Origin of the sequence: Fructilactobacillus carniphilus, assembly GCF_024029675.1 — a bacterium.
In the GTDB taxonomy this organism is placed as follows: domain Bacteria; phylum Bacillota; class Bacilli; order Lactobacillales; family Lactobacillaceae; genus Fructilactobacillus; species Fructilactobacillus carniphilus.
In genome coordinates this window covers 964,218-978,782 of the sequence record NZ_CP097121.1, presented here as the reverse complement: position 1 = coordinate 978,782, position 14,565 = coordinate 964,218, and the positions used below count along the sequence as shown (strand labels likewise).

Here is a 14,565-nt window from a genome sequence, read left to right as displayed (position 1 = left end):
CGAATGCTTTTTTAAATGAGGTGCTGCTTTTGCAGGAAGTGAAAGAGGACGTCTGCCATCAATTGATAGGTAGCAGCGTTAGGATGCAGGCGGTGGTCACCTAAAGTCGTGCGGTAGTTGTTTATGGTTACTAGATGGGGGGCCACTTTTTGCCAGTCTAAGACGGGAATCTCCATGGATTGATAAACGGACCGGAGTTTTTGGTCCAAATCAGCAAGCGTGTACTGACCCATTCCTTCGATATTTTGATTGTCGACTCCACCATCAAAGCGTGGGAGCGGTAAAATACCCACCGTTTTAAGCTGCGGGTTAGCCTGTTGCATTTGGGTCAGATTGTGTTGGAGTCCAGCGGCCACCGTGGTTAGGGTAGCCTCTGAATGAGCAAAGTCATTGGTACCAAAGAAGACGGTGGCTAATTGATAGTTGGAAAAATCATGACTTTCAACTTGGAAGGTCAGGTCTCGTTCGGTATTACCAATGATAGAACCAGCGTTTACCCCACAGTTTTCAATTTGCCACTCTGGCAGTAATTGTTGCAGATAATACGAAAGATTGTGAGAAAGGTCCCGGTAGCCGTCAAAACCGTTTGTGATTGAGTCACCAAGCATGATTAACCGCTTTTTTTTCATTGTAATTACCTCCAATTCAATGACTATATCGTAACATAATCCGAAGATTTCCTTATTGCTCGGGCAGAAAAATTAAGTTATTATTAAGCATAAGATGATTACTTTATGGAGGGTGAGCAAGTGAGTTATAAGCGAGTGGTACTAGTTGATTTGGCTTCCTTAGGAATGCGTTCCGATAATGAGTCTGCTCAACACAATTCAGATAATGATACGTTGTTGACTCACGTTTTGAACCAATCATCGGAATCAGCGTTGCCAACGTTTCACAAGTTGGGGTTGTTTAACATCTACTTTGCGAACGATGATGATCCGGATGCGCGGCCGATTGCGACTTACGGCTTAACTAGAACCAGATCAATTGTGAACAAGTCCTGTTCGGGTTTGCGAGAAATGTTTGATTGCTCGTTGAGCTATCGGGTGTCTAGCGTATTTGAGGAAGTGGGAAAACAGAGTAATTCGATGATTATTTCTCGGTTTATGAGTTATCTTTTTTCTCAAGAACACACTAGACACCTCCAAGTCGGTAATGATCACGATGCGTTTGCGGTTTTAAATCACCAGTTGGACAAGGAAATTCCGGGCTTCTTTTATCTGCAGGTTCCGAGTTTGCAAAATCACGTTCAAGAAAATGACTTTGACGGCTTTACGGATGCATTAAATGAAGTCGATCAATACCTAAAGCGGTTACTGGAACGTTTGCATTCTGATGACCTCTTAATGGTGGTTTCTAGCCGGGTTGGTGATAACCGGTCTAAAGATGGTTTTTCCACCTACAAGATTTTGCCGTTCATGCTCTACAACCAGAACTTAGAGCCTCATCATGTTCTGGAAAAACCGTATGTGTGTGAAGTCGGTGGGACGGTGTTAGCCGCCCTAGGGTTACAACATTTAGTGGCCTCGCCCAAACATAACTTACTCCCTGAAGCTCAAGTAACGGTCGATTAATTGCTGCTGGATAACGAAAGGATCTGAACATGTATCTACTGGTCAATATCATTGGAGTGTTAGTCTTTTTGGGAATTGCATTCCTCTTTTCTAAGGATCACAAGCACATTAACTGGCGCTCCATTATCGTAGTGCTGGTGCTGAACTTGGTAGTTGCTTATTTACTGACGAACTTTAGTCTCGGACGGGACCTGGTTAAAGCCATCGCGGGCGGTTTCCAGTGGCTCGTGAATGTGTCCTACACGGGAATCGCCTTTGCCTTTCCCGATTGGGTGCACGTCAAACAAATGAACTTCTTTACGTCGGCTCTGATGCCAATCTTAATGATTGTGCCGTTGTTTGATATCTTGACGTACTTTGGGATTATGCCCTTCTGTATTAAATGGATTGGCCGAGGAATGGCCTACGTAACGGGACAACCGAAGTTTGAATCGTTCTACGCCGTTGAAATGATGTTTTTAGGGAACACGGAAGCCATGGCGGTTTCTAGTTTACAGTTGAAAAACATTTCCGCAAAGCGAGTTTTGACGATTGCCATGATGTCTATGTCATGTATTACGGCGGCCATGGTAGGTGCTTACGCCCAGATGGTTCCTGGGCAATACGTACTGACCGCCATTCCGTTGAACATTTTAAACGCCATTATCATTACGAACCTTTTGAACCCCGTGCAAGTGACGCCGAGTGAAGACGTGATCTATCAAATCGGGGGTAGTTCCACGGCGGACGAACAAGTGGCCGAAGAAACGGTGGCTGATCGTCCCGAAAAACCCCACAAAGAACCATTCTTCTCGTTCTTAGGGGATTCCATCCTCGGAGCTGGAAAGTTGATCCTGATTATCGTGGCCAACGTGATTGCCTTTGTGGCCTTGGCTGCTTTGATTAGTAAGTTACTAGGTCTGATTAACCCGTGGTTATCCCTCGAACACATCCTGGGAGTAATCATGTTCCCATTTGCTTGGTTAATGGGATTAGACGTCAACCACGCCTTCCAATTTGCCCAATTCATGGGAACCAAGCTGGTTACGAATGAATTCGTTGTGATGGGTCAAATTGCCCCCCACATTAACAACCACCACTTCTTCAATCCGCACTACCAAGCACAATTAACGGTCTTTTTAACTTCCTTTGCAAACTTCAGTACGGTCGGCATGATCGTGGGTTGTTTGAAGGGAATCGTGAGCCGGGACAAAAACGACTTTGTTTCCAAAAACATTTTGTACCTCTTCCTTTCGGGAATCTTGGTATCATTGATGTCAGCTGGAATCGTGGGTCTCTTTGTTTGGTAATCGACCACTAAATTCTAAATTAAGGAAAAACGTCTCTGCAGGGCAGGGGCGTTTTTTTTATTTGGTTTAGAAGGTTTGCAGGCAAAGAACCTGGTTGAGCTATGCTAGAATAGAAGTAAATTAAGAGATGGGATGTGAAGAAAATGCCATTAATGCGCATTGATATGGTAAAAGGGCGGAGAACTCCGGACGAGATTAAAAAGGTGATGCAACTGTCATACGATTTAACGCGGAAAGATTTAGGCGTTCCAGAGGATGATCGTTTCCAAGTTGTGACCCAACACGAAGCCTACGAAATGAAACTGATGGACGCGGGCTTAGGTATTGAACGGACGGATGACGTTTTGTTGTTTGAAATCCTCTCGACTCCCCGGACGATGGGTCAAAAGAAAAAGTACTGTCAAGACATGGCAGCAGCCTTTCAGCAGGAAATGGGCATGAAACCCGAAGACATTATGATTGTCTTTGCCACTAACCATGCTGAAGACTTTAGCTTTGGAAACGGAAAGCAACAATTTCTAAACGGGGAACTCTAATGGAACGAATTATCATCGATGCTGATCCGGGAATTGATGACGCAGCGGCGCTGGCCGTGGCGATTAATCATCCTGACTTAGACGTACAATTGATTACAACGGTGGCGGGCAACGTAACCGTGGATAAGACGACTAATAATGCATTGAAGATTTTGGAATTCTTTGGCAAAGCCGACCAGATTCCGGTCGCTGCTGGAGCAGAGCAACCGTTGGTAAAACCGTTTGAAGATGCTGCCCGGATTCACGGTGAGTCGGGGATGCAGGGGTATGATTTTCCCGAACCAACGACAAAACCAGTGCCACAATCGGCCGTTGCCGCTTTACACGAATCCATTATGAAGAGCCCGGAACCAATTACATTGGTACCGACTGGTTCATATACCAACATTGGATTGCTGTTGGCACAGTACCCCGAGGTCAAAAGTCACATTAACCGAATTGTTGCTATGGGTGGAACCCTAGGTCGAGGGAATATGACCAGTGCGGCGGAATTTAACGTCTTTACGGATCCTGATGCCGCTAAAATCATGTACCAGGCTGGAATCCCAATTGTAATGATTGGATTAGACGTCACCATGAAGGCATTACTGACGCCCCCAACCCTGGAGACAATCAACCACATGAATCGGGCTGGACGAATGTTACACGACATTATCATTAGTGATGGCGATCAGAACGCTGCGGGTGTAGCAATGCATGATGTCAACACCATTTTCTACCTCCGACATCCGGAAGCGGTTACCACCACGCCGTATTGGATTGACATTCAAACGAATGGACCAGCAATTGGGGAAACGGTTGCTGACGTCCGTGGTGCTTACCACGATGGTCAAACGAACGCTCTAGTGGGAACTGACATTGATGCGGCTGCTTTTAACCGGTGGTTCATTGCGCAAGTGGAGCAAATGGATTAATTAGTTTGCCTGAATGAGATTTGAAAAAACAGAATTCGCTTGGATTCTGTTTTTTCTTTGCAAAATTTTATTCTTTCTCACGAAAACGTCTGATTTTCGTTATAATATATAATATGATGATAGTTACGCAAATGAGAAATGATTGAGCAACTTCGTTCAACCGGCTGTAGTTAGGAGTTATTAATGACGCCAGAAGAGTTTCAAGCGGCCTTAGCAAAGCAGGGAATCACCTTGAGTGCGCGGCAAATGCAGCAATTTCAAGCTTATTTCCGGCTGTTAGTTGACTATAACCAACGGGTTAACTTAACTACGATCACGGCCGAACCAGATGTATATTTAAAGCACTTTTATGATTCGGTAACCCCAGCTTTTTACGTGCCGGGGATACTAAACGCAACGACATTAGTTGACGTTGGGGCAGGAGCTGGCTTTCCGTCGCTACCACTTAAAATTTTAAATCCGGAGCTGCAAGTGACCATTGTCGACTCGTTAAACAAACGAATCGTCTTCTTACAGCAGTTAGTCGACCAGTTAGGCTTGAGCAACGTGCGCCTGGTTCACGCGCGCGCCGAAGAGTTTGGGGGACGTCGCTCACCAGATCGGGAACAGTTTGACTATGCCACGGCCCGAGCACTGGCTCGCTTAAGTGTGATGAGCGAATTGTGCTTACCGCTGGTTAAAGTGGGGGGAGCACTGATTGCCTTAAAGGGCGCTCAAGCTGAAGCAGAATTAACCACTGCCACCAAAGCAATTCATGTGCTTGGTGGTCAAGTCACGAAAGATGAAGCGTTGACGTTGCTTCCTCACGATGAGGAACGCCACATTATTGTGATTAAGAAAGTGAAAAAGACTCCGATTAAGTATCCCCGAAAAGCTGGAACACCTAACAAAGAACCGATTCAATAACGAACAAGGAGGTTACCAGATGGCACATATTATTGCTTTAGCCAACCAAAAGGGCGGGGTCGGGAAAACGACTACTGCTGTAAACCTAGGCGCTGATTTGGCGAGTGCCGGCAAGCGGGTTTTAATCGTTGATTCCGATGCCCAAGGAAACGCTACCAGTGGGGTGGGGATTAGCAAGCAATCCATTCAACACGACGTTTATGACGTGTTGGTTAGCGAAGCACCGTTAGACTCTGTGATTATGCAAACGCAACACGAGGGCTTAGACATCGTTCCGGCCACCATCCAGCTATCTGGAGCAGAAATTGAATTGACGCCCCAAATGGCTCGAGAAACCCGGCTGAAAAACGCCCTGGGAGCGGTTGATGATCAATACGACTTTGTGTTAATTGATTGTCCCCCCTCGCTAGGATTGATTACGATTAATGCGTTTACAGCCAGCGATTCTATCCTGATTCCTGTGCAGAGTGAGTACTATGCTTTAGAGGGATTGAGTCAGTTATTAAACACGGTCCAATTAGTGCAAAAACACTTTAATCCGAACCTTTACATTGAGGGAGTATTACTAACGATGTATGACGCTCGGACCAACTTAGGGACCCAAGTAAATGAAGAAGTTCGAAAATTCTTTAAAGAAAAAGTTTACCAGACCGTTATTCCGCGGAACGTCCGCCTGTCGGAGGCGCCGAGTCACGGCCTTCCCATTATTGATTACGACCCGCGTTCTAAGGGAGCGCAGGTTTATTTGGAACTAACCAAGGAGGTATTGGCTGCCAATGACAAGTAAGAACAGTAAGGGGCTCGGCCGGGGACTGGATGCGCTCTTTGATGGCAACGAATTGAGTTTAAACGACGAAGCGGTGCAACAACTGGATTTAGCGACGTTACACCCGAATCCGTACCAACCGCGCAAAAAATTTGAACCACATGCCCTCCAGGACCTAACTAATTCGATTAAAATGTCTGGAGTTTTTCAACCTATCATTGTGCGTCAGCCCAATCCCCACCAAACTAGTTATGAGATTTTAGCAGGCGAACGACGCTTTCGGGCTTCTAAAGCAGCAGGCAAGACAACCATTCCGGCCATCATTCGGGATGCCACTGATGCCCAAATGATGGAAATTGCGGTAATGGAAAACCTTCAACGGGAAGATTTAAACCCGCTCGAAGAAGCCAAGGCCTACGAGATGTTGATGACGAACCTTGACATGACGCAGGCGCAGGTTTCCAAACGGTTGGGCAAGAGCCGGCCGTACATTGCCAATTACCTGCGGTTGCTAAACTTACCGGTCCCTGTTAAGGAAATGCTACAAAAGGGTCAACTATCAATGGGACAAGCTCGAACCTTGCTAGCGGTGAAAAATAAACAAGCGCTGGTGAAACTAGCGAACCAAGCCGTAGAAAAAACGCTAACGGTGCGGCAGTTAGAAAAAGAAATTGAAAAATTGAACCAGACGGAAGCTCCGCGGACTAAAACCAAACAACACAACCGCAAGTCTCCCTACTTACGAGCTGGGGAAGAACAGCTGCAGGATAAATTTGGAACTCGAGTAGCCATCAGTGAGAGTCGACCGAAATCTGGGCGTGGCAAGATTGAAATTGATTATCTCTCTAACGATGATTTGAACCGGATTTTAACGTTGTTGGATGTTCACCTGGATTAGGAGGAATTTTCAATGTACGAGTTACATGACGTAGTCGAAATGAAAAAGCCCCATCCCTGTGGGGTAAACCGCTGGGAAATTATCCGGGTGGGAGCTGACATTAAATTAGAGTGTCAGGGATGTGACCACATTGTGATGATGCCCCGCCGTCAGTTTGAAAAACGAATGAAAAAAGTAGTAGAAAAGCATGTAGAAGATTAGAAAGAGGTAATGTAGATGTCATTAACAGCGGGAATTGTCGGGTTACCCAACGTAGGGAAATCCACCCTGTTTAACGCCATCACCAAGGCGGGAGCCGAGATGGCGAACTATCCCTTTGCCACCATTGATCCCAACGTGGGGATGGTTGAAGTGCCAGATCACCGGCTCGACCGGATTCAAGCATTAATTCCGGCCAAAAAGGTCGTACCCACAACCTTTGAATTTACGGACATTGCCGGAATTGTTAAGGGAGCCAGTCGCGGAGAAGGACTGGGAAACAAATTCTTAGAAAATATCCGCCAGGTGGACGCGATTGTCCATGTGGTCCGGGCGTTTGATGACCCGAACATTACTCACGTCTCCGATAAGGTGGATCCGGTGGCCGACATCGAAACGATTAACCTGGAACTAACCTTAGCTGATTTAGAAGCGGTTAATAAACGGATTGGTAAGGTAACCCGTGCTGCTAAGGGAAGCGAAGAAGCTCAGGCTGAACTGGACGTCTTGAACAAGATTAAACCCGTGCTTGAAAACGACGGCGCTGTTCGCGACATTGATTTTGACGAAGAAGAAACCAAAATTGTAAAGGGATTGTTCTTGTTAACTTCTAAACCAGTGCTGTATGTGGCCAACATTAGCGATGAATCGATGGCGCATCCCGAACAGGATCAGTATTTCCAAGCCGTAGAAAAGTACGCTAACGAACACGATGCGCAGGCGATTGGGATTGCCGCTGAAAGCGAAGAAGAAATCGCAGAGTTAGATGACGACGATAAGGCCGAATTCTTAGCAGCGGCAGGAGTGACTGAACCGGGATTGGACAAATTAATTCGGGCGGCCTACAAACTATTAGATTTGGAAACCTTCTTTACCGCCGGCGGCAAGGAAACCAAAGCCTGGACCTTCCTCCGAGGGACCAAAGCTCCCCAAGCGGCAGGAATCATTCACTCTGATTTTGAACGGGGGTTTATCCGGGCGGAAGTCATGTCATTCGCCGACTTAGATAAATATGAAAGTGAAACAGCCGTCAAGGAAGCCGGAAAGTTACGAATTGAAGGAAAAGATTACGTGATGCAAGACGGTGACATCGTCAACTTCCGGTTTAACGTATAGGAGGAACTATGGCAACTGAAAACGAAAAGCGGAATGCTCACGTGCAGCAACACCGCCATTCCAGTCAAAAGGAACGCTACGAAGAGTTTGCTAACCTGGGTCTCACCAAGCGCAACGAAGAATACATGGTGAAATTTAGTACCGCACTGGCAGAAACCAAGTACCCAGTGGAAAAACAAAGTGAATTGATTAAAACAATGGTGCAAGAAATTATTGCAGCACAAAAGCGGGGAACAACGGCTAAGAACCTATACGGAACGGTCACAGATAAGGTGAAGATTACCCTGAATCCCCCCAAGGAACCAGCGGGCCCAATGACTAAGGAACGTTACCTAACGGATGCCACTTACAATTTCTTGTGGTTCTTAATTTTATTCAACTTTATGTACGGCATTATGGCATTAATGGCCCCGGCTTCGGCACAACAATCCGGCGCAGCGGGAATTACTTGTATCATCCTCTCCTCGTTAGTTGCCGGCGCAGGGATGCCGTTTATCACCCAACTCTTTGCTCCCGATGTGAAGCACAAACATAATTGGTTCGTGCGCGCCGGGATCATGGCGCTATTGTTCTTAGTCTGGATGTTGGTCTTTTACGGAACCAACCTGTTACCACGGATCATTAATCCAGTGGTTAACCCGATTATCAACATTGTGATTGGAGCCATTGGAGTGGTTGCCATTCTTTACATGCGTTCTCGCTTCAAAATTACCAGTGGAATTTTTGCCGGACGTAAGTAGTTATTAAAAAAACGGACCTACTATGTAGGTTCGTTTTTTTAATGTTATACAATAATATTATTTATAACTATTAAAATGTTTAGGAGCATATATGGTTAAAAAATATGATTTAGAGACTATTGAAGAGAATGTAGAATATGAAATTCATAGTATAGATGGTTTCATTCAATTTGCTATTAAAATGCACGATATGGGATATACATGGTTTAGAGGACAAAAAATTTATGAATGGGATATTGAACCGGGATTAACAAGAACTTCAAGAATTCCAATAGATGAAGATGAAATTAGGATAATCAGAAGAGAAACCACTTCATTCAATAAATCAATTGATAAAGCTATTGAAATTATAAATAAAAAAAAGAAATATAAAAGTATTAAAAATTTAAAGCTTACTAGAATTCAGTTAATAATGCTAGCACAACACTATGGACTTACTACGCCATTTTTAGATTGGTCCACTAACCCCTCCGTTGCGTTATTTTTTGCGATTAATCCATTAAAAAATATGAATAAATATAATAGTAGTCCAGTTTTATATGCAACTAATCCAAAATTATTAAATTATAATTCACCTATTGTGATGGATAGCATAATAATCAATGAAAATAATAAAAAATTAAATAAGCCGATAAAAAAAGAATTGAAAAAAATAGAGGGGAAACATGGAATTGAAAATTCTTTTATTCAACCTTTAGCAATTGAATCAAACTTAGACTTTTCAGATAGGATAACTTTTCAATCAGGAAAGTTTACCATTAATGGTCCTAAAAAGATTTTTGAAAACGTAAAATTTAAAGACGTTTTGTATCAAACAGAAAACGGTAATACACAAAAAGCTAATATTAGAGCTAAGATTGATGTTCATGATAAAAGCATATTGAAAGGTTTGATAAAATATCTAAATACATTTGGATATACACAAGATAATATTTATAGATTACGAGATAAGAAAAGTAGATTATTAGAAAAATTATTTAATAAAGTTCAGAAATTTAATAAATATTAATTTTGATACTTCACAAATTTTATATTAATTAAATTTATGGAGTTTTTATATACACTAATATAACATCAATGATATTTCTAATGATTTTATGCAAACATCTTCCACTTAGTTTGCTAAGTTTTTCTTATCTTTGGTCTAAATTCTTTTTTTTAGAGTGGGATTTGATAAACTAAACAAAAAGAAGAATGAAGAAGAGGATTAATTATGAAAATATTAGTGGTCGATGATGATCAAGAAATTGCGCAATTACTAGAGATTTACATTAAAAACGAAGGCTACGAGCCGGTCGCTGCTTACGACGGGGAAGAAGCTTTGTCAAAATTGCACACGGAGTCAGACATTGGTTTGATGATTTTAGACATCATGATGCCAGGGATGAGTGGGATTGATGTGATTAACCGGGTCCGCAAAGACTCTCAGATTCCGATTATTGTGTTGTCTGCTAAGACGGAAGATCTAGATAAGATTCAGGGACTCACCACCGGAGCCGATGACTACGTTACAAAGCCGTTTAACCCGTTGGAAGTCATGGCACGGGTGCACTCGCTGTTGCGGCGGAGTAAGAATGCCATGACCAAGTCGGAACCAGATGAAATTCACGTGGACATGCTAACCATTAACCGGGATTCGCACGAAGTGGTAACCGACACGGGTAAGAAGATTCAACTAACGGCAATTGAGTTTGGGATTCTGTACCTGCTAGCCAGCCATCCGAACCGGATCTTTTCTGCCGATGAAATTTTTGAACGAGTGTGGAAGCAGGAGAGCGTAATCTCCGCGAAAACTGTGATGGTACACATGAGTCACCTGCGAGATAAAATTGAAGAAGCAACGAATGGCCAAGACGTCATTAAAACGGTGTGGGGAGTAGGATACAAGGTTGAAGGTTAAGCGGAAGAGAAACGAGGATTTTAAACTAACCAATCGAGAAAAAAACGAACTGTGGTTTGAAACTGCAATGACGATTGTGTTGTTGCTGTTGGCTAACATTGCGATTGGCAACATTCTGACTAATTTCATCCGGACCAATCAAGGGGTTACGGATGGAATTTTTATCATTAAGCAATCGATTACCTTTGGTCCGTGGCATCAGCATTTTTTAAGCTGGGAAGGGCTCTTTTGGATTTTAATGCTACTGTTTGATGCCGTGGTGGTATGGTGGCGGATTATCCGGGTTTACCGGCGAATTCAGATTAGTCGAATTATTGATGAACTCCACTATATTTCAGACGGACATTTTGATCATCGGATTTCGTTTCGCCTCACGGGTGATAATGAGCGGGTGGTGAATAGCGTCAATACGTTGGTTGATAACGTGATTCAGTCCCTAGATGAGGAACGCCGGATTGAAAAATCGAAGGACGATTTGGTTACGAGTGTCAGCCACGATCTGCGAACACCATTGACTTCCATCATTGGCTATCTGGGGTTAATTGAGGATCATCAGTACCAAAACGATGAAGAACTGCGTAAGTATTGCCACATTGCTTACCAAAAGTCGCAACAAATGAAAAAATTGGTGGATCGTCTGTTTGAATACACCAAGGCCAATAATATTGGCGAGCAACGATTAGAGATTAACCAGATTGACGTGAACCAATTGCTAACCCAGTTAGAAACATCCTTTGCCCTAGAGGCGCAGAAGCGGGGAATGGAAATTCGGGTGCGACCGTTAGAAACGGATGTGACCATGGCAGCCAATGCAGAAATGCTGGGTCGGGTATTCAATAATTTGATTATGAATGCTTTAAAATACGGGAACGATGGGCACCAAATTTGGCTAACGGCGAACCAGGAAGACCCAAACACAGTGACCTTTCAGGTGGCCAACGACGGGAAGTCGATTCCAAAGAAGGTAATCCACAAGATTTTTGACCGGTTTTACCGTGAGGAATTGTCGCGAAACGTGGAAACTGGGGGAAGTGGACTGGGTTTGGCCATTGTTCGAGAAATTATTAATAATCAGGGGGGCACGATTCAGGCTGAGTCCAATAGTAAGTGGACCACGTTTACGTTCACATTGCCGCTAAAATCAACCCCACAAACTAGCTAAGCTTTTTTAGCTAGTTTTTTTTGTAAAGGGCGAAAAAAGCGTGAAATCTAGAAAAAAATCGGGAAAATGGTTTTTTATTCAATCTAAATCCAATATAATGAAATGTACGGTGCAAAAAACAGACTACGATGAAATCATTATTTGGAGGATTTCAATTGACTAAAGTGGTACCAAACCCCAATGAACCCAACTGGCGGAAAAACTTTCGGACGTCCTTTCCGTTAGACATTAGCTATATTCCGATTGGAATTGCTTGCGGAATTTTATTACATGCTGCCGGTTTTAATACGTTTAATACAATTTTGGTGTCGTTACTCGTGTTTTCGGGCGGAGCGCAATTTTTGATTGCTTCAATGTTGACCATTAATTCTCCGCTATTAACGATTGTGTTAATGTTGTTCTTTTTGGAACTCCGGTATGCGTTGCTGGGATCCAGTTTATCTAAGTATTTGCGAGGCCAAAGTACCTGGTTCTTACTTTTCTTTGCGGGATCCATGAATGACGAAAACTACGCCGTTAACTACCTGAAGTTTTCGACCGATAAAGATTTTACCCAACGAGACGCGCTCCAAATTGAACACTGGTCACTCCTGTTTTGGACGGTTAGTAATTTAGTGGGAAGCTTAGTAGGAACGGCCATCTCAATTGATCTAACTGTGGTTCACTTTGCGTTAACGGCCTTATTCCTCTTCATGATTGTGATGCAGGTGAAGAGCTTTTTGAAGATTATCATTGCTGGGTTAGCGGCTTGTTTGGCCATTTTATTCTTGGTACTGACTAAATCTACCCTGGGGCTTGTATTTGCGACCTTAACTGCTTCGTTTATCGGCTTTGTGGCGGATAATTACCTCAGAAGACAGCAAAAGAAGAGTCGGTTGGTGAAGATGTTTAAGAATCCAGCCGGAACTCCCAAAGAATAAGCGGAAGGACGAAGATTATGGAATGGAACGGAATGCAACATTTTCTGTTGGTAATACTATGCTTCTTTGTGGCACTGGTCCCGCGGTTTTTCCCCTTATTCTTCTTTCGGAAACGGAAGATTCCCAAGTGGTTCAACGAATGGATGGAATTCGTGCCGATTTGTTTGTTTACGTCGTTGGTGGTGAAGGACTTATTTATTACTAAGACCTATACCTTTTCCGTTGCTAATTCAGTTCCGGAATTAATTGCGAGTGTCGTGGTAATTATCGTGGCCTTTTGGACTCGGTCCATGGCACTGTCGGTGATTATCGGATTAGCATTGGTCTTTGGGTTGACCTTTCTACTTTAGTTAAATTAAAAATGACAGCAAAAAAAGGAGCTGAATGTTCAGCTCCTTTTTCGTTTGGAATTTAGTTGTTTTTTTCGGCCATGTAATCTCTAGTCATTGGTAATGAAGCCCCAGATGGTCCTTTAGAAATCAGGTATTGTATTACGTCAATGTTACCTGATTTAAAGGAAGCAGCACAAGCTTGGAGATAGAGGTCCCACATTCGGACGAATTGTTCGTCAAACATTTCGGTAACTTCTGGACGAACCCGGTTAAAGTTTTTATCCCATTCTTCCAACGTTCGTTGGTAATGGCGCCGCAATGATTCAAGGTCATAAATCTGCAGGCCATTGTCCACAATGTGTTGAATGTTTTCGGTTAAACCAGGGATGTAACCACCGGGGAAAATCCACTTGTTAATCCAACCGTTGACAGCTCCACCTTGTTGCCGAGTAATTCCGTGAATTAGAGCGGTTCCGTTATCCACAAGGTGCGTGGAAACGGTTTGGAAATACTCATTGAGATTTTCTTTACCAACGTGTTCAAACATGCCGACGGAGGTAATGTAGTCGAACTGCTCGTCTTTCGGTAATTCCCGGTAGTCTTCGAGGCGCACTTCAGCGAGGTTTTCCAGGCCATACTTCTTGATTTGGGATTGAACGTAGTCATACTGTTCCTGACTCAAGGTTACACCGGTTACGCGGAGGTTATACTCCTTAGCAGCCGTTAACATTAAGGTTCCCCAGCCACAACCAATGTCTAATAAAGTTCGACCAGGTTGGGGATTTAATTTTTGAATGATGTGATGAATCTTATTTTCCTGTGCTTGGTACAGAGAATCAGTTGGTTTTTCAAAGTAGGCACAAGAATAGGTCATCGTCTTGTCTAACCACAGCCGATAAAAGTCATTCCCGATGTCATAGTGATCTTGCACATCTTTTTTGCTTTCCGATTCAGAATGAGATGCCTTGGGTAAGAACTTGATGAATCTTTTGTTACGAAAGAAACTGTCAGCAGCTTGGTAGGCTGAGGTAATGAGGTCTTCCAGGTTTCCATCAATCTCAATCGTGCCGTCCATGTAAGCTTCTCCCAGCGCAATGGAGGCGTTTTTCTTCACTTCTCGAATTGGAATCGGCTTGTGGATGGTGATGTGAGCCTTCGGAGTTCCCGATCCGTACTTCTTAGTTTTTCCGTCCCAAAAGGTGACTTCCAAGGGTTCGGCAAAACTCCGTTTCAGGAATTCGTTGTAAAATACTTTTTCTAACATAGATGCTACCTCACTTTTCCGTAAATTCAGTTTAATTATATGCTTTTTTC

The 14,565-nt window shown here is 43.5% G+C and carries 17 protein-coding genes; 15 read left to right on the top strand and 2 right to left on the bottom strand.

From position 1 onward, the window contains the following. Positions 1 to 11: 11 nt before the first annotated feature. The gene (locus M3M37_RS04975; RefSeq protein WP_252794598.1) at positions 12 to 629 is read right to left on the bottom strand and encodes an SGNH/GDSL hydrolase family protein; all 618 of its coding nucleotides are present in this window, start codon (positions 627 to 629) and stop codon (positions 12 to 14) included. A gap of 120 nt (positions 630 to 749) precedes the next feature. On the opposite strand from M3M37_RS04975, the gene M3M37_RS04970 reads away from it, so the two are divergent. The 15 genes from M3M37_RS04970 (at position 750) to M3M37_RS04900 (ending at position 13,269) form a co-directional block, all read left to right on the top strand. Then, positions 750 to 1,574 carry a phosphopentomutase gene (locus M3M37_RS04970; protein ID WP_252794596.1) on the top strand — a complete coding sequence of 275 codons (825 nt, stop codon included), beginning with the start codon at positions 750 to 752 and terminating at the stop codon, positions 1,572 to 1,574. Between the two features lie 29 nt (positions 1,575 to 1,603). Beyond that, a complete protein-coding gene (locus M3M37_RS04965; protein WP_252794594.1) occupies positions 1,604 to 2,863 on the top strand; it encodes a NupC/NupG family nucleoside CNT transporter in 1,260 nt (419 codons plus the stop codon). A 143-nt stretch (positions 2,864 to 3,006) separates the two neighbouring features. Further along, positions 3,007 to 3,399, top strand: a complete 393-nt coding sequence (locus M3M37_RS04960) for a tautomerase family protein (protein ID WP_252794592.1) — start codon at positions 3,007 to 3,009, stop codon at positions 3,397 to 3,399. Beyond that, positions 3,399 to 4,313, top strand: coding sequence for a ribonucleoside hydrolase RihC (rihC, locus tag M3M37_RS04955; RefSeq protein WP_252794590.1), 915 nt, complete (start codon positions 3,399 to 3,401; stop codon positions 4,311 to 4,313). Before M3M37_RS04960 ends, rihC begins: the two co-directional genes overlap by 1 nt. Positions 4,314 to 4,496: 183 nt before the next feature. After that, a complete protein-coding gene (gene rsmG / locus M3M37_RS04950; RefSeq protein ID WP_252794588.1) occupies positions 4,497 to 5,219 on the top strand; it encodes a 16S rRNA (guanine(527)-N(7))-methyltransferase RsmG in 723 nt (240 codons plus the stop codon). Between the two features lie 19 nt (positions 5,220 to 5,238). After that, positions 5,239 to 6,006 (top strand): ParA family protein, encoded by a 768-nt coding sequence (locus M3M37_RS04945; protein WP_252794587.1) that lies wholly within the window; start codon positions 5,239 to 5,241, stop codon positions 6,004 to 6,006. Further along, on the top strand, positions 5,996 to 6,883 hold the full coding sequence (locus M3M37_RS04940) for a ParB/RepB/Spo0J family partition protein (RefSeq protein ID WP_252794586.1): 888 nt from the start codon (positions 5,996 to 5,998) through the stop codon (positions 6,881 to 6,883). The genes M3M37_RS04945 and M3M37_RS04940 overlap by 11 nt, the downstream gene beginning before the upstream one ends. Before the next feature lie 12 nt (positions 6,884 to 6,895). Beyond that, the gene (locus M3M37_RS04935) at positions 6,896 to 7,084 is read left to right on the top strand and encodes a DUF951 domain-containing protein (protein WP_252794585.1); all 189 of its coding nucleotides are present in this window, start codon (positions 6,896 to 6,898) and stop codon (positions 7,082 to 7,084) included. A 15-nt stretch (positions 7,085 to 7,099) separates the two neighbouring features. Continuing rightward, positions 7,100 to 8,197, top strand: coding sequence for a redox-regulated ATPase YchF (gene ychF, locus M3M37_RS04930; protein WP_252794584.1), 1,098 nt, complete (start codon positions 7,100 to 7,102; stop codon positions 8,195 to 8,197). 8 nt (positions 8,198 to 8,205) lie between these two features. Continuing rightward, complete coding sequence (locus tag M3M37_RS04925; protein ID WP_252794583.1) at positions 8,206 to 8,937, top strand: DUF1129 family protein; 732 nt, start codon at positions 8,206 to 8,208, stop codon at positions 8,935 to 8,937. 91 nt (positions 8,938 to 9,028) lie between these two features. Next, entirely contained in the window at positions 9,029 to 9,946 is a 918-nt protein-coding gene (locus M3M37_RS04920; protein ID WP_252794582.1) for an FRG domain-containing protein, read from the top strand. Between the two features lie 204 nt (positions 9,947 to 10,150). Next, positions 10,151 to 10,837: a response regulator transcription factor gene (locus M3M37_RS04915; protein ID WP_252794581.1), complete on the top strand. Its 687-nt coding sequence runs from the start codon at positions 10,151 to 10,153 to the stop codon at positions 10,835 to 10,837. 67 nt (positions 10,838 to 10,904) lie between these two features. Continuing rightward, a complete protein-coding gene (locus M3M37_RS04910; protein WP_420842981.1) occupies positions 10,905 to 11,999 on the top strand; it encodes a sensor histidine kinase in 1,095 nt (364 codons plus the stop codon). A gap of 155 nt (positions 12,000 to 12,154) precedes the next feature. Next, entirely contained in the window at positions 12,155 to 12,919 is a 765-nt protein-coding gene (locus M3M37_RS04905; protein WP_252794577.1) for an AzlC family ABC transporter permease, read from the top strand. Positions 12,920 to 12,936: 17 nt separating this feature from the next. Beyond that, the gene (locus M3M37_RS04900) at positions 12,937 to 13,269 is read left to right on the top strand and encodes an AzlD domain-containing protein (RefSeq protein ID WP_252794576.1); all 333 of its coding nucleotides are present in this window, start codon (positions 12,937 to 12,939) and stop codon (positions 13,267 to 13,269) included. Positions 13,270 to 13,330: 61 nt separating this feature from the next. On the opposite strand, the gene M3M37_RS04895 is transcribed toward M3M37_RS04900, so the two are convergent. Next, positions 13,331 to 14,515, bottom strand: a complete 1,185-nt coding sequence (locus M3M37_RS04895; protein WP_252794574.1) for an SAM-dependent methyltransferase — start codon at positions 14,513 to 14,515, stop codon at positions 13,331 to 13,333. Positions 14,516 to 14,565: the final 50 nt, after the last annotated feature.

Coding starts and splice junctions, on each gene's coding strand:
- M3M37_RS04975 (WP_252794598.1), bottom strand. CDS start 629: ATGAAAAAAAAGCGGTTAATCATGCTTGGTGACTCAATCACAAACGGT.
- M3M37_RS04965 (WP_252794594.1), top strand. CDS start 1,604: ATGTATCTACTGGTCAATATCATTGGAGTGTTAGTCTTTTTGGGAATT.
- M3M37_RS04960 (WP_252794592.1), top strand. CDS start 3,007: ATGCCATTAATGCGCATTGATATGGTAAAAGGGCGGAGAACTCCGGAC.
- rihC (WP_252794590.1), top strand. CDS start 3,399: ATGGAACGAATTATCATCGATGCTGATCCGGGAATTGATGACGCAGCG.
- rsmG (WP_252794588.1), top strand. CDS start 4,497: ATGACGCCAGAAGAGTTTCAAGCGGCCTTAGCAAAGCAGGGAATCACC.
- M3M37_RS04945 (WP_252794587.1), top strand. CDS start 5,239: ATGGCACATATTATTGCTTTAGCCAACCAAAAGGGCGGGGTCGGGAAA.
- M3M37_RS04940 (WP_252794586.1), top strand. CDS start 5,996: ATGACAAGTAAGAACAGTAAGGGGCTCGGCCGGGGACTGGATGCGCTC.
- M3M37_RS04935 (WP_252794585.1), top strand. CDS start 6,896: ATGTACGAGTTACATGACGTAGTCGAAATGAAAAAGCCCCATCCCTGT.
- ychF (WP_252794584.1), top strand. CDS start 7,100: ATGTCATTAACAGCGGGAATTGTCGGGTTACCCAACGTAGGGAAATCC.
- M3M37_RS04925 (WP_252794583.1), top strand. CDS start 8,206: ATGGCAACTGAAAACGAAAAGCGGAATGCTCACGTGCAGCAACACCGC.
- M3M37_RS04920 (WP_252794582.1), top strand. CDS start 9,029: ATGGTTAAAAAATATGATTTAGAGACTATTGAAGAGAATGTAGAATAT.
- M3M37_RS04915 (WP_252794581.1), top strand. CDS start 10,151: ATGAAAATATTAGTGGTCGATGATGATCAAGAAATTGCGCAATTACTA.
- M3M37_RS04910 (WP_420842981.1), top strand. CDS start 10,905: ATGACGATTGTGTTGTTGCTGTTGGCTAACATTGCGATTGGCAACATT.
- M3M37_RS04900 (WP_252794576.1), top strand. CDS start 12,937: ATGGAATGGAACGGAATGCAACATTTTCTGTTGGTAATACTATGCTTC.
- M3M37_RS04895 (WP_252794574.1), bottom strand. CDS start 14,515: ATGTTAGAAAAAGTATTTTACAACGAATTCCTGAAACGGAGTTTTGCC.